Origin of the sequence: Nocardia noduli (assembly GCF_019038455.1) — a bacterium.
Lineage (GTDB): Bacteria > Actinomycetota > Actinomycetes > Mycobacteriales > Mycobacteriaceae > Nocardia > Nocardia noduli.
Genome location: NZ_JAFMPL010000116.1, coordinates 1 through 25,473, shown reverse-complemented (window position 1 = coordinate 25,473; position 25,473 = coordinate 1). Strand labels below are relative to the sequence as shown.

The window sequence follows — 25,473 nt, the reverse complement described above, 5'->3', positions numbered from 1 at the left end:
CAGGGCGGTGGGGTGGCGGGTGGGCGGTGGGAAAGCTAGCGGCCATGAAATGGAACCCTCGAAATCGTATGTAGCGAAAGACTTCTCCCGCCAACGCCGACACAGGGAGCGTCGTGCTGGCGAGAGTCGATGCTGTCGAGAATGCGAACGTCGCGGCTACCCGTGGGCGGTGACGGCTTTCGTGAATCAGCGAATCGGCCTCGCTACCGAGGACCGCGTCCTGGGTGAGCAGGTCGAACACCGTCGGGTAGTCACCGCTCGCGGCCGGGTCGCAGAAACGCAGTGTGCCGGTGGCGGTCTCCACAGCGACCCGGGTGTCGTCGTAGACGACGAAAACCGTTGCCGAGGCACGGAACCGAGCAGTGCGCGGAACGATCCCGACCACGGCAGTACCGGGCAACCACCCCAGCAGCGTCTCCAACTGTACCCGCGTCGTTTCAGGATCGCCCACGACCGTGTACAGGGCCTGCTCGGCGATCAGGAAATGCACCCGAGTCGCCGAAGCACGCCAACGCTGTTGCCGTGCCAGGCGCGCGTCCAACGCGGCCGACACATCACCACCTGCCCCCAGCGCACCGATGCTGGCCTCCAGGACCGCGTGCGCGTAGCCACGTGTCTGGAGCAGCGAGGGTTTGTACACGCTCGACCTCGGCTGGACCTTATTCACAGTCGACTGAACTGGGTGACGACGTATTTACGACGACTTCCCGTGCGCCCCTTAGCATCTCGATTACGCGCGCTCGGCTATTCCTTGTCACCCGGCGCTTCCTTGAGACTTTGGCTGCGTCGGCCCACACCGAGGAGCTGAGGCAACTCCCGCAGTATCGCGGGTCGATCCCGAGGAGCCGCACCTCTCAGCGCGAACCAGACGATCGCGACTCGGTGCCCGGCGAAAACGGAACTGCCGATTACGGCGGTCACCGCGGCTGGAAGTGTCAGCCCATCCAAGGCTCCCACGGAATTCCCTCTCATAGCGGTAGCGAAACGGACATCTGTGCGGACGACGCTTGGGACTCGCCACCGCCGAGGTACTACGTGGAGCGCGGCGTGGCGCTGATCGGAAGGTCCGCTGGCACGACCTGGTCCTCGGCCGTCCTCGCGGGACAGGTGCCCGCCGCGCAAGCGTGGTGGAGATGCGCTGTTCGGCTCTCGACCACGAGAACGACCGCGACCTCGCATCCGAGTGCCACGCCTTGTGCCAGGACGAATGACCGGAGGGCTGTGAACTGCGCTCCGCTGGTGTTTCGCCGGACCACTAGAGGCACGGCCAGTTCGTCGCTGCTGAACGTCATCGACATCGGTGCGCGCCGAAGGCCCAATTGCCATGTCAGCCAAGTGCTCACGATGATGCCGCTGCCGCGGAGCATGTCCGTGTCCACGGTGAGCCGCACACCGTAGGCATTGCCGTCGCCGTTGCTCACCATGTTGTCGGGCTTGCGCGGCTCCGGTGGTTCGATGGGTTTCGCACCACGCGCGATCAGGTCGATACTCCCGTCCGCGGTCTCACCCAACTGGTCGATCGAGAGGCATTGCTCAAGACGCCATCGGCTCACCGGGTAGATCTGGACGGCCTTGGTGAAGAGGTCGGCCTTCGGGATCGGGCCGAACCTGGTGACGAGATCGACCACGACCTCAACCGCTCCTCGGTACTTCGTCGCGTCCAGGCCAGGCCACTCCGCGAGTCCCCATAGACCCTCCGGGCGAATGTGAGCGAACCGCTTGTCACGGCGCAACGACTCGGCGAGCGCGCGGGGGCTACCCGCGCCGAGTTCCACGGCGATTCGCTCGATCCTGTGCGGAGCCCCCTGGTCGAGCAGCCAGAGATAGGCGACGTCCCGGGAGCGCGCGCGTCGACGCAACCACGTGCCATCCCGTTCGCGGACCAGGGGGCTCCTGTCGTCCGCCAGCAGACGCTCGAGCGGGAACCCACCGGGGACCTGATGATCGGCGACGAGCGCCGCCAGCATCTCCGACGTCAGTGGTGCGGCGCGGACGATCGCGGCCAGAACCGAGGCGAGGTCGTCGGGCGAATGCGTCCACCAACCATCGAGATCGCCAGCCCACGTGCGAGGTGGGCGTAGCCCGACCTCCTCCGCGAGGATCTTGATCGCGACGTGATCACGAACTTCGATCGCCTCGGCGAGTTCGTGTCGGAGAACCGCGATGCCAGCGTTCGCGGCCATCAACCTCTCGCGCCAGTCCGGTATGGCCTCGTCAGCGCTGTCACGAACATGCCCGGCGACCCGCGTCAGGATCTGGCGCGCGTACTCGCGACTGAAGCCATGCGTGTCGCCGATCTCCTGCAGGGTCGTTCCCTGACATCTGGCGAGGAATACCGCTCGCGAACGATCCGGGATCGCCGCCCACGCGTCCGTGAGCCAACTCGACGACGCCGCGTCCGCGAGATCGATTGTGCCCTCATCGGGATTCTGGTCCACGGCGATCCCCTAACCGTCCGTGACGTGGCTGACGGCCAGCCCCAGCCGTCGACCGATTCGCTCGTGGACAGTCTTCGTCTCCGGGTCGATCTGCTCGGCGAACGTATCGACCACGCAGAGAACCCACGGCCGCCCGTCACCCCTGGCCTGGGTGTTCAGCGCGCCCCATACGAGGTGCTTGAAGCCGACGACCGGAGCCCACGCGAACCACTGCTCGCGTTCCTCGTCGTCGGCGTGATTGATCAGAACGCGTAGTGGTTTCGTCTTCGGGGTGTCGGGACTGATGATCCAATTCTCGTCAAGGGCTTTCACCACGAGCACATCGACGTTCGACGCTGGCTTCTGGACCAGGCTCTTGTACTTTCCGATTCCGTTGACGGCCCGGGCTAGTTCCTTCATCGGCCCGTTCTTGATCCACACTCGGACGTCGTCATCCGTTCCGAGGTACGGCAGCAGGCGCCCGCCGATCCTCGCGTCCGCGGTCCACGTCCGGTACAGCTCTGTTCTCTCCGCGTGGGTGATGCCGGTGCGCGACTTCTCCCCGCCCTCGGCGTAGATCAGACGTGTGACCTCCATGTCGATTTTCGAGGGTATCGGGTGCTTCGTGCTCATTGGATTCCTTGCGTGTCCGGGAACTGGAGTTGTACTTCGTCGGAGGAGGTTTCGAGGTCGGCGGCGTCGCGGATCCAGTGATCCATCAACGTGCCGATGGTCTTGTCGCTGAACTCGATGCGAGACGCGTGCGACGAGTGGAGTTCGAGGTGCTCGGCTTCCTCCGCCTCAAGGGTTCGACGGAGGTCGAGGGTCGCCGCGACTCGCCGGATGTCGGTGACGAAGTCGAGCACGCGCAGAGCGTTCTTGCCCGGACTCAGCCGTAGACCACGTCCGAGCTGCTGGACGAAGATTCGGCGACTGTGTGTCACCCGCAGGAAGGCGATCAGGTTCACGTCGGGAACGTCGACTCCCTCGTTGAAGACGTCGACACATGTGATAACCGGGACTCTGCCGAGCCTGAACTCGTTCAGCAGGATCTGGCGCCGCAGGGGCGGCAGTCCGCTGTGCAGGTACGAGGCGTTGGCCCATGCCGAGTCCGACGTGGACAGCAGTCGCGCGATGTGCTCGGCGTGGTTCTTGGTCTGGCAGAACACGATCGCGCGTGGATCGGGAGTCGACCGCCATACGTCGCGGAGGTGTTCGACGATCTCCTCATCGCGCTGTGGCAGGAAGAGCGACCGGTTGAGGTCCTTGATCGAGTATCCGTGTGAGCTCGCGCTTCTCACCACGTCCCAGTCGATGTTGTCGACGTAGATCCGGTAGTCGACCGCTGAGAGGTAGCCCGCCGCCATTCCCTCGGCGATTCCCATCTTGAAGCTCGGTTCACCGAACCGAGCGGTGATATCGAACTTGTCGCCGCGCCAGGGCGTCGCGGTGACACCGAACTGAAGAGCGTTTGGGCAAAGGTCCAGCAATTCGGCGAATCTCCCGGTTTCCGCCACGTGGTGCGTCTCGTCGATCATGATCAGGTCGGGCCGATAGCCCTCCTGGCGAACTTGCGCGAGAACGGATTCGACGGTACCGACGACAACACCGTCAAGCCCACACGGTTTGCTGTCACCTGTCAACAATCGAGTCGGGACCGACTTCGGGATATGGCGCCAGATCGCCTTCTCCAGCTGGGCGACGAGCTCTCGCATGTGGGCGACGACCAGGATTCGCGCGTTCGGGTCGGCGGCGAGGTGGCGGCGGATCACCTCACCACCGATCACGGTCTTGCCCAGCCCGGTCGCGAGTTCCAGTAGCGCGGTCCCCCGTCGTTCGAGGTCGAGTCTCAACGCTTCCGTCGCCTGGATTTGGTACGGCCGCAAGGCGTACGGACTGTGCACGGTGTCCGGCATCGCTCTGCCGATTTCGGCGAGGGTCGCCCCGTGCCACAACGCGATGTCGATGCCCACACTCTTGAGCGCCTGGCGGCGCTCGGTCGCGGCTTGGTTGATGTCGGTGTTGGTGACCAGCACCGACTTATCGGCACGGTAACGGGCACGCGCGCGCTCGAGATCGTCGACGCCCGCACGATCGACGCGTCCATTGGCCTTCCATTTGCACTGGAAGACCCACTGCTCGCGATCTCGCACCGCGAGCAGGTCGGCGCCGTGGTCGCCAGCGCCGTCGATCATTCGAACGTCGCTGAAGCCGAGGTGCCACAGCGCGCGTTCGACCGCGTGCGGCAGTCCCGCTGGACCGCCACGCAGGAGTTCGTCCGCCGTCAGGAAACCGGCGTTCACTGTTCCTCCGAGAGCTCGTCGGCGAGCAGTCGAATGCTCAGCCGCGTGCGTTCGAGCTGACTCGGAAGGCTCGCCGGGACCACCGTGGCCAGGTCCGCCAGGTAGCCGACGATCCGCGCCACACTCAGTCTCCGTGCGCCCAGCGAGTTCACGCCCTCGTGTAGCCCCTTGAACACGAGGCCGTCCATGAATGCCTCCGGCCACGCCTCCACGAGCCTGACGAGGAACAGCGCCGGGACATGCAGCAGGAACTCGGCTTTGGTTCCCAGGTCACTGGTTCGCGCGACCCGCCCCTCGGCCACCATCGCGATCTCGGTGGAGGTCAGCTCGTCTGGGGTGAGGTACTGGAAGGCGCGCTCGGGATCACCCGTGGCGTCGACCGCCCTCGTCATTCGCTGTCGGATGTTCGCGAGCAGCTCCTGCGCCTCGGCCCCGACTGCCTGGGGATCCAGAGCGGTGTCGGGCAGGGAACTCTCCCGAATCGCGGCGATGATCTGGGAGTGGCTCCATTCGCAGTCGTTCCTCACCTTGAGCAGGACCGCGAGTTCCACGAGCAGCAGGTCGGCCGGATCCATGCCGAATCGCTTGAGCACCACGTGCTCCAGGTCGAGGAAGGCGGTGAACGTCATTCCACGCCGCTGGTCCAGGAGAACGGGAGTCGGGTTCCCGTTGTCATCGACGAGTTCCCCAGCGGTGAGTCGCCGGGCCTCGACCTGTGCGTACCCGATCTCGGGGCAGCCGAGCGACTTCGTCAGGGTCGGGTACACGGTGGAGTCCTTCATGTACCGGGCGATTCGCTCCTGACGCGTCTCCCGACTCGATGTCCCCGTCGTGGCCTCACCGGCGAACGTCGTCGGTGCCGACGTGGCCGGCGACCGAGCCTCGCTGGAGGGCACCACCCCGAGCGCTTCGAGCACAGCGGCGGTGTCCGCGCCATCGGGCGTGCTCGCCTCCGCTTTCCCCGCTTTCTCACCGCGCTTGGCGGCCTCGTAGTCGAGAACGGCCTGCCACCACAGCTCGTCTGACTGGTACTCGGCCTTCCCGTTTTGGAACTCCCGCCCCCACGCGCGGGTCACGGCATGGATCGGCCCCTTGCCGTTCGGGTCACCGGGCACGAGGTAGCGCTCGCCCGCGTCGTTTCGACGGTAACCCTTCACCAGTCGAGCGAGGGGGCTGTGGTTCTCCGCGTATCCGGCCTCCTTGGCGCGCTGCGGGAGCAACGGGCCGACGCCGCGCAGGATCTCGATCGCCGACCTCCAGCTCCGATCGTCGTATTCGAACGCGTTCTTCTGATACGCCACGGGCACGTGATCGAGGTGGATCTCCCCGATGATCCTGCCACCCTGGTGCGCCAACTCCACGGGGTACTCGGGCTCCTCGTTGCCCAACTCGCCGTTGGGGTTACGCCACGAGAAGATCCGCTTGTCCCAGCGCAGGATCTTCCTGCCGTTGCGCAGGAAGTCGATCCCGAACTCCTTCTTGTCCAGGTACCGCTGGATGCCCAGCCACCCGTGCACTCGCCGCTCTCGGACCGTGACCCTGCTACTCCCGCAGGCCTCGCATTCGCGTTGGCCGGGCATCTGCCACTCACCACAGTCCGAGCAGGCGAGACCGTCCTCGAGCTTTGTGTCGATCTCGATGTAGGCCGGGATCCGCTCCTTCCTGTTGTAGAGAACCGATCGGTCATCCGACCATCGGCAGTGCCGGACCGGCTTGACGCGGATCCCGCCGATGGTCAGCTCGAATGGCCTGTTCTCGAGGATCCAGGAGTACACGCCCCCGAGGTGATTGCGGAGGTTGGCGCCGTTCTTGCTCAGCCAGATCGCGCGCTCGGCTTTCAACCGACTGATGATGATCCGGGTGCCGTGCTCGTTCGGGTCGGCCTTCGGCTCGACGATGTCGTCAGCTTCGAAGTCGTCGTTGATGCGGTCCAGGTCGATGTCGACGCCGATCCACTCGGGATCGCCTTGACGGGTTGTCAGCACCCGGGTTCGGCGGCCGAGCCGCGCGGTCGCCACGTTGAAGCCCATGCCGAAGAGACCGAGCTTGTCGTGTGCGTCATTGCCCGACCAGCCGGCCCGTACGGCGCGCTCCAGCCGATCTCGGTCCATCCCCTGCCCCGTGTCCTTCACGACGAGCTCGCCGCTGGGCGAGGAGGGGAGGTGCACGCTGACGTGGTATCCGCCCGCCCACGGGATTCCGGCTCGGAGGATCTCGGTGAAGTCGTCCAGTGAGTTGTCGACGAGCTCCGCGATGCACTGCCATTCGTCGAACTCGATCTCGCCGAGCATTCGCAGTACGCGGGCGGACGGGGTGATCTTCATCGTGCGGGTTCCTCCTGAACCGGGTTTCACGCGCGCTTCTACCGCCGATGCCCTGTCGTGTTTGGACCTAGGTCGATCGTCCGACATGTTGGGGAGTCGGGGTGTTGAGCAGCGAGCTTAGACGGTGCCACCGACAAGTTGGACACCGGCCGCCCCGTGATGGCGGTGCTGGAAGGCGTTGCGCGCCTGCGGATTCCGTTCGATGTTCGAGGTCGACCGACCAGTCTCTTTTGCCGTCCACAACGACGCCGACCGCTGTTCCGGGACGAGCGTCCGCCGCCGGTCCCGGGCGCCCGGGACCGGCGGGCCGTGGCGTCGCTCCGGCTACCAGCGGGCACAGGATCGGGCCGATGGCGCCCGCGGCGGTCGACCGTGACCCCCGAACCAACCGCGAGCATTCGTCATATGTTCTCGACCAGCGCTGATTCGCTCGGTAAGCGATATCGACAGGTTCGCGATTCGCACAAACATTCGACCCAACTCCGCGGTATGGTTTGCCCATGCCAAATGAAGCCGCCGCCAACACCGAGCGAACAAGCGTCGAGCTCTTCGCTGGGGGCGGCGGCCTGGCCATCGCGGTTGAGTCCGCGGGGTTCAGACCGCTGTTGTTCAACGAGTTCGCCAAGCGGGCGTGCGAGACGCTGGCCCTGAATCGCGCGAGACCGTTTGATGTGGCGGACTGGCGCACGATCAGTGAAGTCCCCGCTAAGGGCGAGCGTCCTCCACTGGTGGTGGGCGACGTCACCAAGGTGAATTTCGAGTACCTGAGGTTCAGCGAGGTGGATGTGCTTGCGGGCGGACCACCCTGCCAGCCGTTTTCCCTGGGCGGTGTCGGGCACGGTGATGAGGACGACCGCAACGGCTTCCCACACATGTTCCGCGCCGTCAGCGAGATTCGACCGAGGGCTGTGATCTGCGAGAACGTCCGTGGCCTGCTCCGCCCCTCGTTCTCACCGTATTTCGACTACATCAAGCGCGAGTTGGCGCTCCCGCACGTGAAGCGCGCTGAGGGGGCGCACTGGAGCGACCACGATCGGATTCTCCGACGCGAGGCGAGGTCGCGGCGCGTACCCGATGACGAGAGGTACGACGTCGCGCATTTCGCGGTGAACGCGGCCGACTACGGTGTCCCGCAGATCCGCAATCGGGTCATCGTTGTCGCCTTCCGGCGGGATGTCGGCGTCGATCTCGGTCGCTACGCCAGCCTTGTCGCGCCGACGCACAGCGAGGCGATCCTGTTCGAGGACATGATCAGCGGCGGCTACTGGGATCGCCATGAGAAGGGGCCGAGGGACCCTGTGCGTCGCCGGGTGATGGAGCGGATCCCACGAGATCGGCCGTTGCCGATCGACCGCCCGCGCCTGGATCCATGGCGAACGCTCAGGGACGCGGTGCTCGGGACCGACGGGCAACTGCCGTTGCCCGACATCCCCGATGAACGACTCGACCGGACCGAGTTCGAACCGGGCCGCTTCACGCACCACGTTGGTTGGCCGGACGCGCGCGTGTACCCGGGGCACACCCCCAACGAGCTGGACAGACCGGCGAAGACTGTCAAGGCCGGGGTCCATGGTGTTCCCGGTGGGGAGTCCGTCATGCTCCGCGATGACGGTACCCACCGCTACATGACCGTTCGCGAGACCGCGCGGGTGATGACCTTCCCCGACAGCTGGGAGCTGGCCGGGCCCCGCGGGGAGAAGATGCGCCAGCTCGGCAACGCCGTGCCGGTCCAGTTGGGGAAGGCGTTCGCGGACGCCATCGCCACGGTCTTGGACGAAGCCAAGCCAAAGGGATAGACCATGGTCGCAGGGATATGGAAGGGCGAGCGTCCACCCGATCGGGCGTGGAGATGCCCACCCAACCTCAGTCGGCGAGCTCGCGCGGTCGAGCAGGACCGAGCGGCCGGAGGTCGCGTCCACCGACTCGTCACCACGGGCGACGGCCGGGTGGCGTGCGCGTCGATCGAGTTGAGGGTGTTCCCCGGTACGCGCCGCATTCGCGCCTATGTGCGGTGGTCCGACCGCGGCAAGTGCCCGACGAGGTATCTCGGCGAGGTGGACGCGGCCACTCGGCGGGAGAATCTCCAGCGGGCGTGGCGCCTGGTCGCCGAGAAGGGGGTGCTCCCCCGACCATCGGAGACTGCGGGCTCATGGGCGTCCACACCGGCCGTGCGGGCGGTGATGCGCGCGAACCGCAGTCGCGATACCGGCCCCGAGCTCGCGCTGCGCGCGTCCCTCCGAGCGCTCGGGTTCGGTTATCGCGTCGACGCGCCCCCGCTACCGGGGCTCCGACGCCGCGCCGACATCGTGTTCCTCGGCGCGCGGGTGGCCGTCTTCTGCGACGGCTGTTACTGGCACGGGTGCCCAGAGCACTACCGCCCCTCGCGGGCGAACAGCGACTTCTGGAGCTCGAAGATCGACGGGAACCGCGCGCGCGATCGGGATACCGACGACAGGCTGTCCGACGCGGGTTGGGTCTCGATCCGAGTGTGGGAGCACGAGGACCCGAATGAGGCCGCAGATCGAATCGCTGATGTTGTGATTGCCCGCAGGATGGGGGTCGGGGGCGCGGAGTAGCGGTGGGCGTCACGACGCTCGTCGGCATCTCGGCTCAGGAGTGAGCGCCACCGACGAGCCGAGCTGATTGCCTTGCGCCCCGCATCAGTGCCCTGGCGCTCGACGCGGTCCGCCACGACCGTATCCGGGCCCGCACCGGCTGCGACCTGATCGCGTTAGCCGAGATCCGCGCTATGCAGCAACACATCTGCGATCAGACCGACCCCGACCTACTCACCACCGCACGCCTGGCCCGCTACCGCGACCGCCTCCACCACCACCACGATACCAACATCCCCACAACACTCACGGTTGTATGAGCCGAACTCGGCCAACCCGATCGTGCGGAAACCCTCGCCCGCACCATCCCCGACCCGGAGAAGCAGGCCGACGCACTCGTTGCGGTCGCGACCGCGATCGCGCAAACCGACCCCGAACACGCCGAAGCGATCGCGCATTCCATCACCGCCCCATACCAACGGGCCCTGGCACTCCGTGAAGTCGTGATCGCGACCGCGAAGTCCTATCCCGACCGCTCGGTCCGCCGCGCCGAAGCGGTCGCGCCGCAGCATCACCCACCCGGAACAACAGGCATTGGCACTCCGTGAAGTCGTTTTCGCGACCGCGAAAACCGATACCGAACACTCCGAAGCGTTGGTCCGCACCATCACCAATCCGGAACAACAAGCATGGGCACTCCGTGATGTCGTCACCGCCATCGCGAAAACCGACCCCGACCAGACGCAGGTCTCCGATCGCGTCGTGTGTTCGCTGCGCAACCCAACAGTGAGACCGGTCGTAAGCCCTCCGTACAAGCGAAGTAGGCGTCTTCTTGCACTCGCCTGGTATGTCATCAGTTGGGAGATTCCGGTTTCCGCACTGCCCGTTGTCGACCCGACGGCTCTCCGCGCCTTGCTGATCGAATCGTGAGCCATCCGGGGCCGCGATCAACTGGCCCGAGACGAGCCGACCCCCGCCTACAGCTGGTAATCGGCTTCTATAACCAGCCGCCCACCCGAAACCCGCAGGTCAGCCCCGTTCCCATGTTCGATGTGCCCCGCCGAGGGCACAACGTTCTTGCAGGTCAGGCCGTTGCCTCATGCGGTGCGACGGCCCCAGAACCCCAGAACACGAATACCCCGTGCACCCGACTCCCCGCCTTGAACTCGAAGGCGATCACTCGTCCGTCGTCGCTCTCGATGACCGAGTCGACTTCGTCACCTGATCCGATGCGGAAGTGTCCGACTGTCACCGGCCCATCCCACCAGCTGATCTGCTCGAGAACCTCTCCGACGGCGAAGGTTTCAACGAGATGACCGTATTCCGACAGCGCGGCGGGTCACTGCATGCGACCGCGACCCTTCCGGCGGGCCGACGAAGCGCGACCGGCATTCCTCCCGCTGTGATGTGGTGCGCGTAGTCGTCCCGCGACGTGGTGGAAGTGTGTTCTCTGTCCGGCAGTGCGATGCCCCTGAGCAGATTTGTGTACGAACTCTCCACTCGCCCGGCCGATTTCACTTTGGGACAGGGCAGCACGTCAACGCTTTCCGCTCGTCCGTTCAATGCCTGTCCGAAGCGAGTAGCGTGCTCGTACCGACAGTGCGTGGCCCGTTGAGGACCACCACCGGCTCCTCGGTCATCCGCGTGTGAACGACCGCCGTCAGCCGTCGGTGAGCTATCCCGATGAATGTGACATCCCTACAGCTAGTGGGACGTTTTCTTCCGCGTTTGCAGAAGTTGTTTTCCGCATTTTCGCGGATCTTCTTCCACATTCGCACGCGGATGTTTCCGAACTCCTGGACATTATCCTGAACGATCGCAGTGCCGTGAGGAAAGGATCTCCATGCGAGCCATGCACAGCACCGAAGCACGTCAGAACTGGTCTGAAGTACTGGATGCGGCCACCGAAGACAACGACGAAGTCGTTATTACTCGGTCCGGCGGGAAGGAGCCCGCCGTGGTGATCTCGCTGGCCGCATACAACTCTTTGAAAGAGACCGCCCACATCCTGTCTACCAGAGCTAACAGCCGGCGCCTGCTCGAGTCGATCGCGAACTTGGAATCAGGCAGGGTGGAAGCCCACGAACTGATCGAACCCGAGGACAACGACGAGTGAGTCGCAAGGTGGTGTTCGACGCCAATGGGCGCGAGGACTACAGCGGATGGCTCGCCCGTGACCGGAGGTTGCTCGGCAAAGTCAACCGCCTGATCGAGGATATCCGGCGCAACGGCAACGCTGAGGGCATCGGCAAGCCGGAACCGTTGCGGCACAACTTGGCCGGACTCTGGTCACGGCGGATTACCGACGAACATCGGTTGATCTACGTAGCCGACGATGACAACGTGACGATTGTTGCCTGTCGTCACCACTACGACGACTGAACGCCCGCGAGGCCACCTGGAGACAGGGGCTCGAATGTTTATCGAGTTGTCCGCTCGCCACACATCGGACCGGCGAGGTGGACGGCTGACTGATCGGTTGCTTCCGCATGGTCGACCAACAGGGTGTCAACGAGCCCAACAAGGCCAGCGGGTGACATGATCGATTGCACAGCAACGATTTTCGAGTCTCGGTGAGAGTGCTCGCCCGCCTACCTGTGGCGTGCCACGTCCTCGCACAGGATGCTCGGCCACCGCGCGAGATCGTCCGGCGTGCGCGCGATCTCCATCGTGGCCTTCGGCAGCAGACCAACCAACGCCTCCGCGGTCGACACCGGATGCCCAGGGTCATCGATCCAGGCCAACACCGTGGTCGGCACCTCCATCGCGGCGATCGCCTCGGGCGCGGGCAGGTCGCTCATCGCAGCGCCGCGGAACAGCGAGGGCAGCAAGTGTTCGGCCACATCCGGACCGGTTTCCGGCGTGCCGACGGTGGCGGGCGGGCGCGGCGCGGTGAGGTCGGCGTCGAGGAAGGCGGCGAGTCCTTGCTCCTCGATCAGGCGGGCGTTCTTCCGGTAGATGTCGGCCTTCGCGGCGCGGGTGTGCCAGGCGGTGGCGGGGACCAGCAGCGTGAGGCCCGCGAATCGGTCGGGGTCGAGGACGGCGGCGTGCAGCAGGGTCCCGGTGCCCATCGAAGGGCCGACACCGTGCACCTTCTCACCGGGGAACCAGTTGTCGAGCAGCTTCAGGAGGTCATCGGCAAGGACGGGCCAGCGATAGTCCTCGGGGACGGTACGACCCGTCGAGTGGCCGTGGCCGCGCGCGTCGTAGCGGAGCAGTCGGGTTCCGCTGAGTCCGCGGCCGAGATCGAGGTCCATCAGCCGGTCACGATGACGGCTGGAGGTGAGGCCGTGGAGTTGGACGACGGGGTGGCCACCCTCGTCGCTGAGTTCGACATCGAGGTCGGCGCCGGGAACGCGGAAGGTCGGCACGGTGGCTCCAGGGTGCTGGTGAGACGGCGAGCGCTCGGGAACGCCTAGGATACCGTCATGCGGCTGACAAATGTCGCGCACCTGCGCCTGCCGTTCGGCCGCCTTTCGGGCTTCGATGTCATCACGGGTCGGGTGGGCCGGTCGCTTCCCGTCTCCTTCGACCAGCGACGACACGTCGGCGCGGGCGACCGGGCGGGATCCTGGATGGCGTTGTCCTTCAGGCTCTCCGCGCCGGTACTGCCCGACGAACTCGCGACCGCCTGGTTGGCGGTGATCGAACGGCACGGCACGCTGCGCTCGGTCTTCGTGCCGGGCGAGGACGGCGAGCCTCGGCTGCACGAGGTCGATATTCTCCCCGCCGGTTGGGTCGAGCATGTGATCGCTCCGGGGCAGGCGGTCAACGACGCGCTCCGCGCGGTGCTCGACCAGGCTTGTTCACCGTACGGTCGTCCGTCGCACCGACTGTGCGTGCTCGAGACCGCGATGGGGCCGACGGTGGTGATCGCCGCCGACCACTCGCACGTCGACATGTGGTCGATGCTGGTGATCGCGCGCGATCTGCTCGCCGCGCTGGCCGCGGTGCAGAAGGGTGGTTCGCCGTCGTTGCCGCCCGCACCCGCGTTCGCGGAGCACACCCGTGCGATGCGGGACCGTCCGCCCGCGCCCCCCGAGGTGCACCGCCGGTGGGCGGAGGTGCTGGCGGGCAGCGGCGGTGTGATGCCGCAATTTCCGCTGTCGTTGGGTGAGGCGACGTTGCAGGAGGAGCGCGTGGAGGTGCGCGACGTCCTCGACGTCGACGACAGCGCCGCGTTCTCGGCGCAGGCCCGCGACGACGGGGTCTCGACCTTGGCGCTGGTGGTCGGGGCGATGACCGAGGTGACCCGCGAGTTGGCGGGCACCGCACTGCGGGCCGTGTTCCCTGTGCACAGCCGGTACGACACCACCTGGCACGACTCGGTGGGGTGGTTCATCACCAACTCGGTGCTCGAGTCGGCCGACTCGGATCCCCGTGCCAGCGCGGAGGCGGTGAAGGAAGCCGTCCGGATGGGGTCCTGGCCACTGGCGGACATCCTGCGTCCGTGGGGCGGAATGCCCGAAGCGCCGGGGATGTTCGCGATTTCGTGGCTTGACCTGCGCCGACTACCGGTGCGAGTCGACGCGACCGGTTTGGAGGCGCAGTACGTCGGCGCGACGATTCGGACCGACGGCGTGATGCTCTGGTTCGTCCTCGACGAGGCGGGCCTGCATCTGCGCTGCCGGTACCCGGACACTCCCGAGGCCAGGCGGCACGTCGGCGGCTGGCTGGACACGCTGATCGCCCGGCTGCAATCACGGGCGCGGGCTTCGGTCGGCGGTCGACTCCGGCTCGGCGATCGGGTCTATCGTGTGCAGCGGGCGGCGCGTGCCGATGTCCCCGCGCTGGTCGCGCTGCTCTCCGACGACGAGATCGGCGGTGCCCGTGAGGGTTCCGAGATCGCCCGCTACGAGGAGGCGTACGACGCCGTCACCAGGGACGCCTCGCACTATCTGGCGGTGGTCCGGGACGAGGCCGACCGAATCGTCGGCACCATGCAGCTCACCATCATTCCGGGGCTTTCCCGCAGCGGCACCACCCGCCTCCAGATCGAGGGAGTACGGGTCGCCGCCTCGCAACGCTCACGCGGTATCGGAACCGCGATGCTCGAATGGGCGCACGACCACGGCAGACACCGAGGTGCGACACTCGCGCAGGTGACCACGGATCGGGTTCGCGAGCGAGCCCACACGTTCTACGCGCGGCTCGGGTACGGCAACAGTCACGTCGGGCTCAAGCGGGCACTCTGACCGGCGCCCGCAGACGTCCCTTCAGCGACGCGCCGCACGCAGACGGGCCACTGCCTCGTCCGGAACGATCTCCCTGGGAACGAAGAAACCGCGGGTACCCACCGGTTGGAGGAAGACCACGCCCCCGCTGACGATCACCCGCTTGATGTCGACGTAGCGATTGGTGACCTGGCCACTGCTCTGATGCAGTTCCATCGCGTCGGCGGTGTAGCGGGCCGACATCCGCTGTCCCGGACCGGCGATCGCGAGAAACGCGGGATCCACCCTGGCCAGTTGGACACCGGTGATCAGCGCGACCACAACCAGTTCGAAGGCCAGCACGACGAGGAACGCGCCCAACATCTCGCCGATCTTCGCGTCTCCCCCGTTGGACGTCATCGCGATCGTGCCGCGCACGAGCAGGAACGCGGGCAGGGCGAGCAGGAATCCCCATTTGCTCGGCAGCCGCCAGGTGATCAGCGCTCGGCCGCGGGTCAGTCGCCGCGCGGTGTTCTCGTCGCAGACGTAGGTCACGTCGATAGGCTGGTCGGGACGGGATTGCGCGAAGCCACCGTGTTGACCCGAAAACCCCTGCTGCTGTTGCGGATAGCCCGGATGACCGTATGCCGGTTGCGGCGCGTAGCCCTGGGGATGACTCGGCGGCGGCGCGAACCCCTGCTGCTGCCCCTGTGGTGGATACCCCGGCTGGCCCTGTCGACCATATGGCTGTTGCGGATACACGATCTCCCCCTTCGAACGTAGACGCCTTGCAATCTACCTTCACCTGCGGACAGGGCATCGACGGCAGTCGCGACCGCAGTTGGTTGACACTGCAACCACTTTCGAGCACCGACGGGCACATTCCCTTCGGCGCAATGTGCGCCCACGACACGGGGCAGGCGAATATTCGCTGGCGGCAACCAGCCCGGACACGGGATCATTGGTCACCTGCATCGTTCGTTGATTCGAGACGACAGGGGGATCATGCAATCGCGTGCGACGGCGACCAAACTGGTGCTGCGTTTATACGGCCGGGAGATGGCCGCCCGTAAGACCATCACGATTCCGGCGCTGCTGGCGCCTGCACTCGGCAATATCTGCAACCTGTACATAGCACCGCTGATCGTCGCCATGATGGTCAGCCGGGTCGCGGCGACCGGGGATACCGGCTTCGGCGCGTCGGGTTCCTACATTCTCGCCTTCGGCGGAGCCTTGTTTCTCGCTGAACTGCTGTGGCGCATCGGGATTCACTGCCTGAACCGGGTCGACGCCTACGGCATCGAGCACCTGTACGTGGTCGCCATGGACGAATTGCTCGCGAAGGACGCGGCCTTCTTCCACAACAATTTCGCCGGTTCGCTGACGAAGCGCTCGCTCAGCTTCGCGGCTCGCTTCGAACAGTTCGTCGACACCCTCGCCTTCGAGATCATGGCGGCGCTGGTGCCGCTGATCTTCGCCTCGGTGGTGTTGTGGCACTACAACCCCGTGCTGGTCGTCGTACTGATGGGGATGATCGTGGTGACCGCGCTGGTCATCACCCCCTTGGTCCAGCGCCGCCAGAAACTCGTCGACGACCGCGAGGCGGCCATCGCGCGGGTTTCCGGACATGTGGCCGACAGCCTGGCGAATATGCAGGTGGTCCGCGCCTTCGCCGCCGAACCGCAGGAGGCGGACGAACATCGGCGGCGCGTCGCCTCGTCGCGACGAAAGTCGTTGCGCTCCTGGGATTACGCGAACCTGAGAATAGACACATTGGTGGCGCCGCTGCTGGTGCTCACCAATGTGATGGGGCTGCTGATCGCGGTGGGCCTCAGCGGCGACAACATGGGGGTGGAGGCCATCGTGGTGGCATTCACCTACTACTTCAACGCCACCGGGATCATGTTCCGGTTCAATCAGATCTACCGACGGCTGGAGACCGTGCTCACCGAGGCCGCGCAGTTCACCGAACTACTGCTCGACGAGCCGAAGGTACTCGACGTCGCGCGTCCGGAACCCCTGCGGCCCAATGGGTTCGACGTGCGGTTCGAAACGGTGAACTTCACCCACGCGGGTGCGCGGCAACTGTTCCACGGATTGGACCTGCACGTGCCCAGCGGCGCCAAGGTGGGCCTGGTCGGACGATCCGGCGGGGGCAAGACCACCATCACCCAACTGCTGCTGCGGTTGATGGATCTGCAATCCGGAACCATCCGCATCGGCGGACAGGACATCGCCCGGCTGCGGCAGGCGGATCTGCGCAGTCTGATCGCCTACGTGCCGCAGGAGCCGGCCATGTTCCACCGGACCCTGAGCGAGAACATCCGGTTCGCGCGCCCGGAAGCCACGGACGAGGAGATCCTGCGGGCCGCCGAGGCCGCCCACGTCACCGAATTCGTGGACGCGCTCCCGGAGGGCATGGACACGCTCATCGGCGAGCGCGGCGTGAAACTCTCCGGCGGCCAGCGCCAGCGGGTCGCGCTGGCCAGGGCGATCCTGCGCGACGCACCCATCCTGCTCTTGGACGAGGCGACCAGCGCACTCGACTCGGAAAGCGAATCACTTGTGCAGCAAGCACTCTGGGATTTGATGGACGGCCGCACCGCGCTGGTCGTCGCGCACCGACTGAGCACCGTGGCCGGAATGGACCGGCTGGTGGTGCTCGACCACGGGCGAATCGTCGAGGAGGGAACGCACGAGCAACTGCTGTGCACGCAAGGAGCGTACGCACAGTTGTGGCGACACCAGTCGGGCGGATTCCTGGGCGAGGACGTGGTCGCCCGTTGATTTCCGCGCCATCACATCGAGGAGCAGGACGCCGGCGCAACAACTCGCCCCGGAAAGCCTGGAGAGCGGCGGCACCCGCTCGAACGGTCTATCTCCGGACCGGCACCAGCGTCAGAACGGAGTCGAGCTCTAGGAAGTCATCGACGTTGGCGGTGTAGAGAGGAAGATCGTTCGCCGACGCGATAGCCGCAATCAGCAGATCCATCCTGCGCGGCTTAGGATTCCGACCTGCCGCGACGACTAGTTTGGCCATTGTCGCGAATCGACGTGCCGCAGCCGAGCACAATGGCAGCGCGTCGAATGTGTGCTCGACCTCGAGTAAACGCTCCGTGCGAAAGGCCGATGTTTTCGAATTGTCGGCCAAGGCGATACCGAGTCCGAGTTCGGCAACCGTAACCGTGCTGATTCGCGGACGCACCGGAAGATCTGCGTCATCGATCCGCGCGATATTGATGAGAACGCACGTATCGAGCAGACCTTCAGGATGCCGGTCGGTCCGCGCATCAATCATCGAGACGATCCTCGCCGAACACGGCGTCGATTTCCGCACGCTCCTCAGCCGCAGTGCCTGCCGCCGCGAAACGTGCGAACCGCGCTTTCAAGTCGGCGGTCGTGACATCCCGTTTCGCACGGATCGGACGTAGCTCCCCGACCGGGTGCCCGTTGCGGGTAATGATGAAATCGTCACCCGCCTCGAGCGCGTCCATCACACCCGCGCTGCCGTTGCGCAACTCTGCTTGCGTGATCGTCCTGGTCATCGCTCCAGGATAGCAACGCATGCTATCCACCGCTATAAGCCCGAGAGCTGAGCAGGTCTGCTATGGGCAGCCCGGCCGGTCAGGTTGCCGCGGAGCTTGCCGATTGGACGACACCGAGTTGCTGCATCATCCCGAGCGCGTCCCAGCATCCCCAGCTCTCGACGATCTTGCCGTCCTGGAAGCGGGTGATGGTAATTCCTTGCACGACTGCGGATTTGCCGGTCGCGTGCATACCCATCATCTCGCCGTCATTGGTTCCGGTCCCCGTCCATCGGGTGGTGACGAAATCGCCTTCGGCGATCTGTTCGTTGACCAGGAACCGTTGATCCGAGAACGCGGCGAGATACATCTGCGCGAGTCGTTTGAAGCCCTCGGGGCCGTGGGTATCGGCGAACGGGTTCTGTGGATCGTGGTCGATGTAGTCGGCCGCTATCACCTCGTCGAATACATCGAGATCTCGCATGTTCCACGCGTCGAAGACACGCTTGGCGGCGGCCTTGTTCTGCTCCGACATGGGGTTTCCTATCTATTGCCGAACCGGCGAAGGCGGCTCGTAGTCGCTCCAGGCAGCATCTACGGTGCCCGGCGTTGATATGGCTCGCGGGCCGCGATGCCGACGGTGAGTCCAGGGCGCCACAGCCCGGCATGGGGGACGCCGTAATCACCGAGGATGACCGTCCGAATGTCGTCGGCGGGCGTCCAGCAACCCACCGATCACAAACCTTGAAGCCGGTATACACAGTCATTGTGCGCCTCTTTCCCGCGCAAGGTAAGGGGTCGACATCAGCATGTCTGTGACACCGTGCCCACCCCCCGGATCGGTGCGGGAAAGAGCGACGGTCTCGCGGAGGTGACAGCGACGAAACATCCTGGCTATCGGGGGTTCGTAGAGTTGCGCGATCGGGTTCAGCACGCGGATGCGGAGCCGCATCGGGCAAGGGGTAGGACAATGACTGGAAACCGCGTACGGATCGAGGCGATCAGAGCCGTCGAAGCGTATGTGCCGCCGGCGATGAACGCCGACGAATCGGAAACGCCGGGTGAGATTTTCGGTGACAACGTGTTCAACGTCGCCGTGATGCAGAAACGGTTGCCGAAGTCGGTGTACAAATCGGTGGTCGCCACCATCGAACGCGGGGCGCCGCTGGATCCGATGGTTGCCGACGCGGTGGCGGCGGCGATGAAGGATTGGGCCCTGGAGAAGGGCGCGACCCACTACGCACACGTCTTCTATCCGCTGACCGGGCTCACCGCGGAAAAGCACGACAGTTTCCTCGAGCCGCTGGCCGACGGTTCCGCGCTGGCCGAATTCGCCGGCAAGACGTTGATCCAGGGCGAACCCGATGCCTCGAGCTTTCCGAACGGCGGGCTGCGCAATACCTTCGAAGCGCGCGGCTACACCGGCTGGGATGTGACGAGTCCCGCGTATGTGCTGGAGAATCCGAACGGCAATACCCTCTGCATCCCCACGGTTTTCGTCTCGATGACCGGTGAGGCGCTGGACCACAAGACTCCGTTGTTGCGTTCGCAGCAGGCGATGGGTCGGCACGCGATGCGGATTCTGAAACTCTTCGGTCACGAGAATCCGGCGCCCGTGGTCTCCTTCTGCGGGCCCGAGCAGGAGTACTTCCTGATCGACCGGCACTTCTTCCTCGCCCGGCCCGATCTTCTCAATGCGGGGCGCACCCTGTTCGGCGCGAAGCCGCCGAAGGGCCAGGAGTTCGACGACCACTACTTCGGTGCGATCCCGGAGCGCGTGCTCGGTTTCATGATGGACACCGAACGGGAGCTGTTCAAACTCGGCATTCCCGCCAAGACCAGGCATAACGAGGTCGCGCCGGGGCAATTCGAGATCGCCCCGATGTTCGAACGCGGCAATGTCGCGGCCGACCATCAGCAACTGTTGATGACGACGTTCAAGACGGTCGCCAAGAAACACGGTATGGAGTGCCTGTTCCACGAGAAGCCTTTCAGCGGCGTGAACGGCTCCGGTAAACACGTCAACTTCTCTGTCGGCAACGCCGAACTCGGCAGCCTGCTGGTGCCGGGCGACACTCCGCACGACAACGCGCAATTCCTGGTGTTCTGCGCCGCGTTCATCCGAGCGGTGCACAGGTACGCCGGGCTGCTTCGCGCCTCGGTCGCCTCGGCCACCAACGATCATCGGCTCGGAGCGAACGAGGCTCCGCCCGCGATCATTTCGATCTTCCTCGGTGACCAGCTGGCCGATGTCTTCGAGCAGATCGCGAAGGGCGCGGCGACCTCGTCGAAGGGTAAAGGCTCCCTCATCATCGGCGCCGACACCCTGCCGGTGCTGCCGACCGATCCGGGCGACCGCAACCGCACCAGTCCATTCGCGTTCACCGGCAACAGATTCGAATTCCGGGCGCCGGGCTCGATGCAAACCGTCAGCGTTCCGATCGTCACGCTCAACACGATTCTGGCCGAGTCGCTCGACTACATCGCGACCGAACTCGAAACCGCGGTCACCGACGGGACACCGTTCGACACCGCCGTGCAGAATCTGCTCACCGCGATCATCACCGATCACGGCAAGGTCGTGTTCAACGGTGACGGATATTCCGATATGTGGCAGCAGGAGGCGGCGACCCGCGGACTGCCGAATCTCCGGACCACCCTCGACGCTCTGCCCGAGCTGATCACCGATTCCGCGATCGAACTGTTCGAGAAATATCAGGTCTTCAACGGCCGGGAAATGCACAGCCGCTACGAGATCGGGCTAGAGCAATACGCCCTGACGATCGGCGTGGAGGCACGGCTGACCCTCGAGATGGGCTCGACGACCATCCTGCCCGCCGCGATGCGGTACCAGACCGAGGTGGCCCAGAACATCGCGGCACTCACGGCAGCCGGATTCCCGGCCGACACCGACATGCTGAAGGAAGTGTCCGCACCGCTGACCGACCTGCGAACAGCATTGAGTTCACTCGCCGACGCACTCGCCCAGCACCCCGGCGGCTCCGCCTACGACGAAGCGGAACACGCCCGCGACAGTCTGCTGCCCGCGATGGCCGCGGTCCGCGCGGCCGCGGACACCCTGGAGTCGGTGGTCGCCGACGACCTCTGGCCGCTGCCGACCTATCAGGAATTGCTGTACGTCCTCTGACCCGGCCGGGCACCTCAGTCGATGGTGGGGCGCCCTGATCGGAGCCCGCTCGCCGCGAACATTCGCGGCGGGCGGGACGACTCCACCGTGCCGCTGCTGGGCGGTCCCAGATCGCCTCGGGCGGCGGCAGTTCGGAATCCGCGCGCGGCAACATACTGATCGTCGGTGACGTTTCGGCACACCCGGATTCGCGGATCCGATCTCAATCTTCCTCCGTAGCAGCACAACTCGACAGGAAGCAGAAATCGGTAGGTGGGACGAATTCCTGAACCGATGCGACCGGGCCGGAACCCGAAGGGGATCCGGCCCGGAATCTCACCGTCGGATCAGCGAGCGTTGCTCGTACAGACGACCTCGACGATCTTCGCGCCGCTCAGGTCGACGGAGCCGAAGGCGGCGAGTTGCGCCGTCGGGGTGATCTCCGTCAGTCGGCGATAGGCGGCACGCTCGGCCTCGGCGCGGTTCGGACCGGACCCTACGGCCACACCCTCTTTACTCTCGACCAGCGCACCGCATCCGTTCGCCCACGAGGCCAGCACCTCGCAGTCGGCCGCGCCGCAGTCGGCGATCGCCGCGGCCCTCGCGTCATCGAAGTTCGCCTCGTCGACGCTCGCCCCGTATGTCCACTCGCTGCCGCTCACCGCGATCGCCGCGTAATAGCCGGCGGCGTCCGCGGACCCCGCACCCAGCACAGACCCCACCGCAAGGCTGCTCACCGCGAGGGCAAAGCCGACCCTACCCATGAATCCCATTGAATTATTCTCCCTCTTCGGATGCGCCCCAAAAATTGGAACCAGCGTAATCATTGCCGCTGTCGGCGAATCCGTCCAATGATGGGACGAACAGGACGTCGCCGCACAGGTTCGAAGAACGATCACCGTCGGTGTTGTTACCGGGCTGGCCAGTACGAATGGCACTGTTGGCGACGAGAACTCCGAATCGGGATCAGTGACCGACCTGTAGGGCGATGAACTCCGTGATTGCGATATTCCGCACACCTGCGGTCAGGGGCGCTTTGCCGCAGACCTTGGCGACCGGGTTGCAAACCATGGGGATCAATGGGGGTTGTTCGACCCCGACCTCGGATACCCGGGGCTACGCCGTCGCCCACTTCGCTAGCGAATTCTTACGGAGACGAGACCATGTAGCCGCGCGCATGCGGCAAAATCGGATCCGGAACCAACGATCAGCAGCGTCGAATGCGCAACTTTCTCGACGCTGCTCCCCCGGGAACTCCGGCATCGGCAGATTCGGGCCGAATACTCGGCAGATTCCTACTGGAGAGCCCGGCAGATCCACGGAGAGACAGGCGGCTGAACCACGGCCAACTGCCCGGCAGATCAACGGCCGATATACCGGCAGATCCACGGCGTACAAGTCGGCAGATCCACGGCAACCGCGTACGATATCCGTATGCGACAAGCCGTTGACTACCTGCCTCGCCGCGCTACGGACCTGGTCACCGAGGCTCTCGATGACACTCGAATCGTCATCATCAACGGTGCACGTCAGACAGGCAAGAGCACGCTCGCGGCGCGATGCTTGGGCGACCGCCCGGACACGGTGAAACGTTATCTCGATGACCCACGGACACGAGCCTCCGCAGAGACCGATCCGGTTGCTTTTCTGGATGCTCCAGGGACCATGTTGATCGATGAGGTTCAGCGCGTTCCGGAGTTGTGGCTGGCCATCAAGAACACCGTCGATCGCGACCCACGACCCGGTCGATTCCTACTGACGGGCTCAGCACGACTGCTCGGACTCAGCACACTTCCCGACTCCCTGCCGGGCCGGTCGGAAACCATCGAACTGTTCCCCCTGTCTCAGGGTGAAATACGCGGCGCACCTGATGGATTCATCGATGCGGCATTCAGCGAAGGCAACCGACTGCGAGTCTCACCGTCTGAGTTACGTCGCAGGGACTACTCGAATATCGCCGCTTGCGGCGGATACCCCGAGGCTATTCGGCGATCAGCTCCCCGCCGCCGTGCTCAGTTTTTCAAATCATACCTCGATGACATCATTAGTCGAGATATCCATCAGGTCGCGGATATTCAACGCCATTCCGACATGCGTCGCCTCATCTCCACCCTCGCCGCACAAACCGGCGGGTTGCTCAACTACAGCCGTTTGTCGTCGGACCTCGGGATTCCGACCAGCACGATTCGCGATTACATCGGCCTGTTGGAACTCGTGTATCTGATCCGGCTGATCCCGGCGTGGTCAGCCAATGGGACTACGCGAGCGATCGGCACACCGAAGCTGATTTTCAATGATCCCGGTCTCGCTTCACATCTGGTCACCGGAATTACCAATGATGCGACCACAGGTGGTCTCATCGAGACCTTCGTGCTGGGCGAGCTCGTCCGACAGGTCACGTGGAGCCAGAGCATGGCAAGAATCCACCATTATCGTGACCGCGACCAGTACGAGGTCGACGCGATACTCGAGGATAGCGCGGGCCGCGTGGTAGCCGTCGAGGTGAAAGCCGCGGAAACGATCCGCACCGACGACTTCAGATCCCTTCGAGCCCTGCAACGCCGAATCGGCGATCGGTTCCACGCGGGGTTCGTCCTCTACTGCGGCGACCAGCAGCTCCCGTTCGGCGACGGCCTTTCCTGCCTGCCGATCAGCGCGTTATGGACTACCGGGCCAACGGAGTGAGGGAGGCTTCAGCCGCAAATTCTCATCACTGCACCGCTCCAACAGGGTGGTTTACCGATGACGCGAGATCTCCGACCAGAGTTCGAATCTATCGGTAACCACCCCGATGGCTCGACCGAATCGGTCGAAGACTCGTGCCGATAGAGCTGAGGCGGCCGTCGGTGTGGACGGCCAGGTGGGGCGGGTCGACGGCGAGCCGATTCATCGGGCTACCTCGGCCGGGAAGGCGAGGCCGATACTGCGGACCGTCAGGAGAATCGACGGCTCCGCAAGGATGAGCACTTCGGCGCGGAGGTTCGGCGCATCGATTCCTCTCAGGGGGCGTGAAAAGACCACTGCCGCTGACGTTATGAGGTCGAACGTGCAGAAAGTAGACGCGGGAACAAGTGCCAATGGAACTGGGGCTAGCGTGACGAAAACGGTTCGGCTGCGGCGACCCGTCGACCGCGGCTCGATGCCACGCCAGGCCGTACCGCCAGATCCGGTTGCATTTGACAATCAGTATTCGGGCTGAAGCGAGCCCGAGGCAAAGGGTCGCCAATGGGTTGCCGAAATGGGATAGGCCCGGTCCGCTGGAGCGCGGGCCGGGCCTATCGGATCGAGCGACTGAACACGGTGCCGAGAGAACGATCTTCGCGTCAACCAGTCGAACAGTGCTGGAATTCGAATCGAGCTACGAGACAGCGTCTTTCACGGAATACTGCCGCTCAGTAGCGGCGGGCTCCGGCGAAAGGCATGGAATCGACCGGTGATTCGGTGACGCCGACGCCGTAGGTGGAGGCGTGGATGACCATGCCGTTACCGGCGTAGAGGGCGGAGTGGTCACCTCCGTAGTAGGAGACCAGGTCGCCGGGCTGAAGGTCGTCGCGCGAGACGGGGGTCCCCGCGGCGAGTTGGTCGTAGCTGGTACGCGGGGTGTCGACGCCCGCTTCCGCGTAGGACCACTTCACCAGACCGGAGCAGTCGAAGGTGTCGGGGCCGGTTCCGCCCATGCCGTAGTTGGTGCCGAGCTTGCCGCGCGCGGCCTCGACGGCGATTTCGCCGGAGGTCTTCCGGGGGGCGGCGAACGGGGTTGGCACCATGGGGCGGGCGCCGAGGAGGTCCGCCACGGGCGGCAGTCGGTAACCGAGGATTTCGGTCGGCATGGTGAATTCGAGCGCATCGGCGAACGGCAGACCGGACAGTGCTTCGGCGAACGGGGTACCGCGCAGCGCTTCGGCGAACGGAGTGCCGCGCAGCGCTTCGGCGAACGGCAGGCGGGGCAGCTGCTCGGCGAGGGTCGCGGCCGCGACCGAATGCGCGCCGGCGTCGGCAGGTGGCGCGAGCTGTTCGAACCCGAACGGCGCCGACATGTCGTCGGCGGGACCGGCCGACGGGTACTCCAC

At 65.2% G+C, this 25,473-nt stretch carries 23 protein-coding genes; 9 read left to right on the top strand and 14 right to left on the bottom strand.

Annotation, left to right across the window (positions count from 1 at the left end; translation table 11 throughout):
* The 5 genes from JZ792_RS35605 to JZ792_RS35585 form a co-directional block, all read right to left on the bottom strand.
* Positions 1–640: Scr1 family TA system antitoxin-like transcriptional regulator (locus JZ792_RS35605; protein WP_216917298.1), on the bottom strand; the 640-nt coding region annotated here is incomplete at its 3' end.
* A gap of 391 nt (positions 641–1,031) precedes the next feature.
* On the bottom strand, positions 1,032–2,438 hold the full coding sequence (locus JZ792_RS35600) for a sigma-70 family RNA polymerase sigma factor (protein ID WP_216917297.1): 1,407 nt from the start codon (positions 2,436–2,438) through the stop codon (positions 1,032–1,034).
* A 9-nt stretch (positions 2,439–2,447) separates the two neighbouring features.
* Positions 2,448–3,050 carry a hypothetical protein gene (locus tag JZ792_RS35595; protein ID WP_216917296.1) on the bottom strand — a complete coding sequence of 201 codons (603 nt, stop codon included), beginning with the start codon at positions 3,048–3,050 and terminating at the stop codon, positions 2,448–2,450.
* The gene (locus JZ792_RS35590) at positions 3,047–4,720 is read right to left on the bottom strand and encodes a DEAD/DEAH box helicase family protein (RefSeq protein ID WP_216917295.1); all 1,674 of its coding nucleotides are present in this window, start codon (positions 4,718–4,720) and stop codon (positions 3,047–3,049) included. Before JZ792_RS35590 ends, JZ792_RS35595 begins: the two co-directional genes overlap by 4 nt.
* Positions 4,717–7,044, bottom strand: a complete 2,328-nt coding sequence (locus tag JZ792_RS35585; protein WP_216917294.1) for an ATP-binding protein — start codon at positions 7,042–7,044, stop codon at positions 4,717–4,719. The genes JZ792_RS35590 and JZ792_RS35585 overlap by 4 nt, the downstream gene beginning before the upstream one ends.
* 500 nt (positions 7,045–7,544) lie before the next feature.
* Here JZ792_RS35585 and JZ792_RS35580 point away from each other — a divergent pair, with 500 nt between their 5' ends.
* Both JZ792_RS35580 and JZ792_RS35575 read left to right on the top strand, forming a co-directional pair.
* Positions 7,545–8,840 (top strand): DNA cytosine methyltransferase, encoded by a 1,296-nt coding sequence (locus JZ792_RS35580; protein ID WP_216917293.1) that lies wholly within the window; start codon positions 7,545–7,547, stop codon positions 8,838–8,840.
* A gap of 372 nt (positions 8,841–9,212) precedes the next feature.
* A complete protein-coding gene (locus tag JZ792_RS35575) occupies positions 9,213–9,620 on the top strand; it encodes a very short patch repair endonuclease (RefSeq protein WP_308165586.1) in 408 nt (135 codons plus the stop codon).
* 209 nt (positions 9,621–9,829) lie between these two features.
* On the opposite strand, the gene JZ792_RS35570 is transcribed toward JZ792_RS35575, so the two are convergent.
* Positions 9,830–10,057 (bottom strand): hypothetical protein, encoded by a 228-nt coding sequence (locus JZ792_RS35570; protein WP_216917292.1) that lies wholly within the window; start codon positions 10,055–10,057, stop codon positions 9,830–9,832.
* Between the two features lie 196 nt (positions 10,058–10,253).
* Between JZ792_RS35570 and JZ792_RS35565 the strand changes: the two genes are divergently transcribed.
* A complete protein-coding gene (locus JZ792_RS35565) occupies positions 10,254–10,529 on the top strand; it encodes a hypothetical protein (protein ID WP_216917291.1) in 276 nt (91 codons plus the stop codon).
* Between the two features lie 154 nt (positions 10,530–10,683).
* Here the strand turns inward: JZ792_RS35565 and JZ792_RS43330 are convergent, their stop codons facing one another.
* The gene (locus JZ792_RS43330) at positions 10,684–10,929 is read right to left on the bottom strand and encodes a DUF4143 domain-containing protein (protein WP_216917302.1); all 246 of its coding nucleotides are present in this window, start codon (positions 10,927–10,929) and stop codon (positions 10,684–10,686) included.
* Positions 10,930–11,442: 513 nt separating this feature from the next.
* Here JZ792_RS43330 and JZ792_RS35555 point away from each other — a divergent pair.
* A complete protein-coding gene (locus JZ792_RS35555; RefSeq protein ID WP_216917290.1) occupies positions 11,443–11,715 on the top strand; it encodes a type II toxin-antitoxin system Phd/YefM family antitoxin in 273 nt (90 codons plus the stop codon).
* Positions 11,712–11,981: a Txe/YoeB family addiction module toxin gene (locus JZ792_RS35550; protein WP_308165585.1), complete on the top strand. Its 270-nt coding sequence runs from the start codon at positions 11,712–11,714 to the stop codon at positions 11,979–11,981. Before JZ792_RS35555 ends, JZ792_RS35550 begins: the two co-directional genes overlap by 4 nt.
* 209 nt (positions 11,982–12,190) lie before the next feature.
* Here the strand turns inward: JZ792_RS35550 and JZ792_RS35545 are convergent, their stop codons facing one another.
* Positions 12,191–12,970, bottom strand: a complete 780-nt coding sequence (locus JZ792_RS35545; RefSeq protein WP_216917289.1) for an alpha/beta fold hydrolase — start codon at positions 12,968–12,970, stop codon at positions 12,191–12,193.
* A 57-nt stretch (positions 12,971–13,027) separates the two neighbouring features.
* Here JZ792_RS35545 and JZ792_RS35540 point away from each other — a divergent pair, with 57 nt between their 5' ends.
* Positions 13,028–14,794, top strand: a complete 1,767-nt coding sequence (locus JZ792_RS35540; protein ID WP_216917288.1) for a GNAT family N-acetyltransferase — start codon at positions 13,028–13,030, stop codon at positions 14,792–14,794.
* Between the two features lie 21 nt (positions 14,795–14,815).
* On the opposite strand, the gene JZ792_RS35535 is transcribed toward JZ792_RS35540, so the two are convergent.
* Complete coding sequence (locus tag JZ792_RS35535) at positions 14,816–15,307, bottom strand: hypothetical protein (RefSeq protein ID WP_216917287.1); 492 nt, start codon at positions 15,305–15,307, stop codon at positions 14,816–14,818.
* A 450-nt stretch (positions 15,308–15,757) separates the two neighbouring features.
* On the opposite strand from JZ792_RS35535, the gene JZ792_RS35530 reads away from it, so the two are divergent.
* A complete protein-coding gene (locus tag JZ792_RS35530) occupies positions 15,758–17,539 on the top strand; it encodes an ABC transporter ATP-binding protein (protein WP_254190801.1) in 1,782 nt (593 codons plus the stop codon).
* A gap of 88 nt (positions 17,540–17,627) precedes the next feature.
* Here the strand turns inward: JZ792_RS35530 and JZ792_RS35525 are convergent, their stop codons facing one another.
* The 3 genes from JZ792_RS35525 to JZ792_RS35515 all read right to left on the bottom strand — a co-directional run bounded on the left by JZ792_RS35525 (position 17,628) and on the right by JZ792_RS35515 (position 18,811).
* Complete coding sequence (locus tag JZ792_RS35525; protein ID WP_216917286.1) at positions 17,628–18,050, bottom strand: PIN domain-containing protein; 423 nt, start codon at positions 18,048–18,050, stop codon at positions 17,628–17,630.
* On the bottom strand, positions 18,043–18,297 hold the full coding sequence (locus JZ792_RS35520) for a type II toxin-antitoxin system Phd/YefM family antitoxin (protein ID WP_216917285.1): 255 nt from the start codon (positions 18,295–18,297) through the stop codon (positions 18,043–18,045). The genes JZ792_RS35525 and JZ792_RS35520 overlap by 8 nt, the downstream gene beginning before the upstream one ends.
* 79 nt (positions 18,298–18,376) lie before the next feature.
* Positions 18,377–18,811 (bottom strand): ester cyclase, encoded by a 435-nt coding sequence (locus JZ792_RS35515; RefSeq protein ID WP_216917284.1) that lies wholly within the window; start codon positions 18,809–18,811, stop codon positions 18,377–18,379.
* Positions 18,812–19,246: 435 nt separating this feature from the next.
* Here JZ792_RS35515 and JZ792_RS35510 point away from each other — a divergent pair, with 435 nt between their 5' ends.
* Positions 19,247–21,424 carry a glutamine synthetase III family protein gene (locus tag JZ792_RS35510; protein WP_216917283.1) on the top strand — a complete coding sequence of 726 codons (2,178 nt, stop codon included), beginning with the start codon at positions 19,247–19,249 and terminating at the stop codon, positions 21,422–21,424.
* A 326-nt stretch (positions 21,425–21,750) separates the two neighbouring features.
* Here the strand turns inward: JZ792_RS35510 and JZ792_RS35505 are convergent, their stop codons facing one another.
* Positions 21,751–22,176, bottom strand: coding sequence for a DUF4189 domain-containing protein (locus tag JZ792_RS35505; RefSeq protein ID WP_216917282.1), 426 nt, complete (start codon positions 22,174–22,176; stop codon positions 21,751–21,753).
* A gap of 661 nt (positions 22,177–22,837) precedes the next feature.
* Here JZ792_RS35505 and JZ792_RS35500 point away from each other — a divergent pair.
* Complete coding sequence (locus JZ792_RS35500) at positions 22,838–24,088, top strand: ATP-binding protein (RefSeq protein ID WP_216917281.1); 1,251 nt, start codon at positions 22,838–22,840, stop codon at positions 24,086–24,088.
* A 707-nt stretch (positions 24,089–24,795) separates the two neighbouring features.
* On the opposite strand, the gene JZ792_RS43605 is transcribed toward JZ792_RS35500, so the two are convergent.
* Positions 24,796–25,473, bottom strand: a 678-nt coding sequence (locus tag JZ792_RS43605) for a C40 family peptidase (protein WP_438804423.1), incomplete at its 5' end; no start/stop codon positions are given.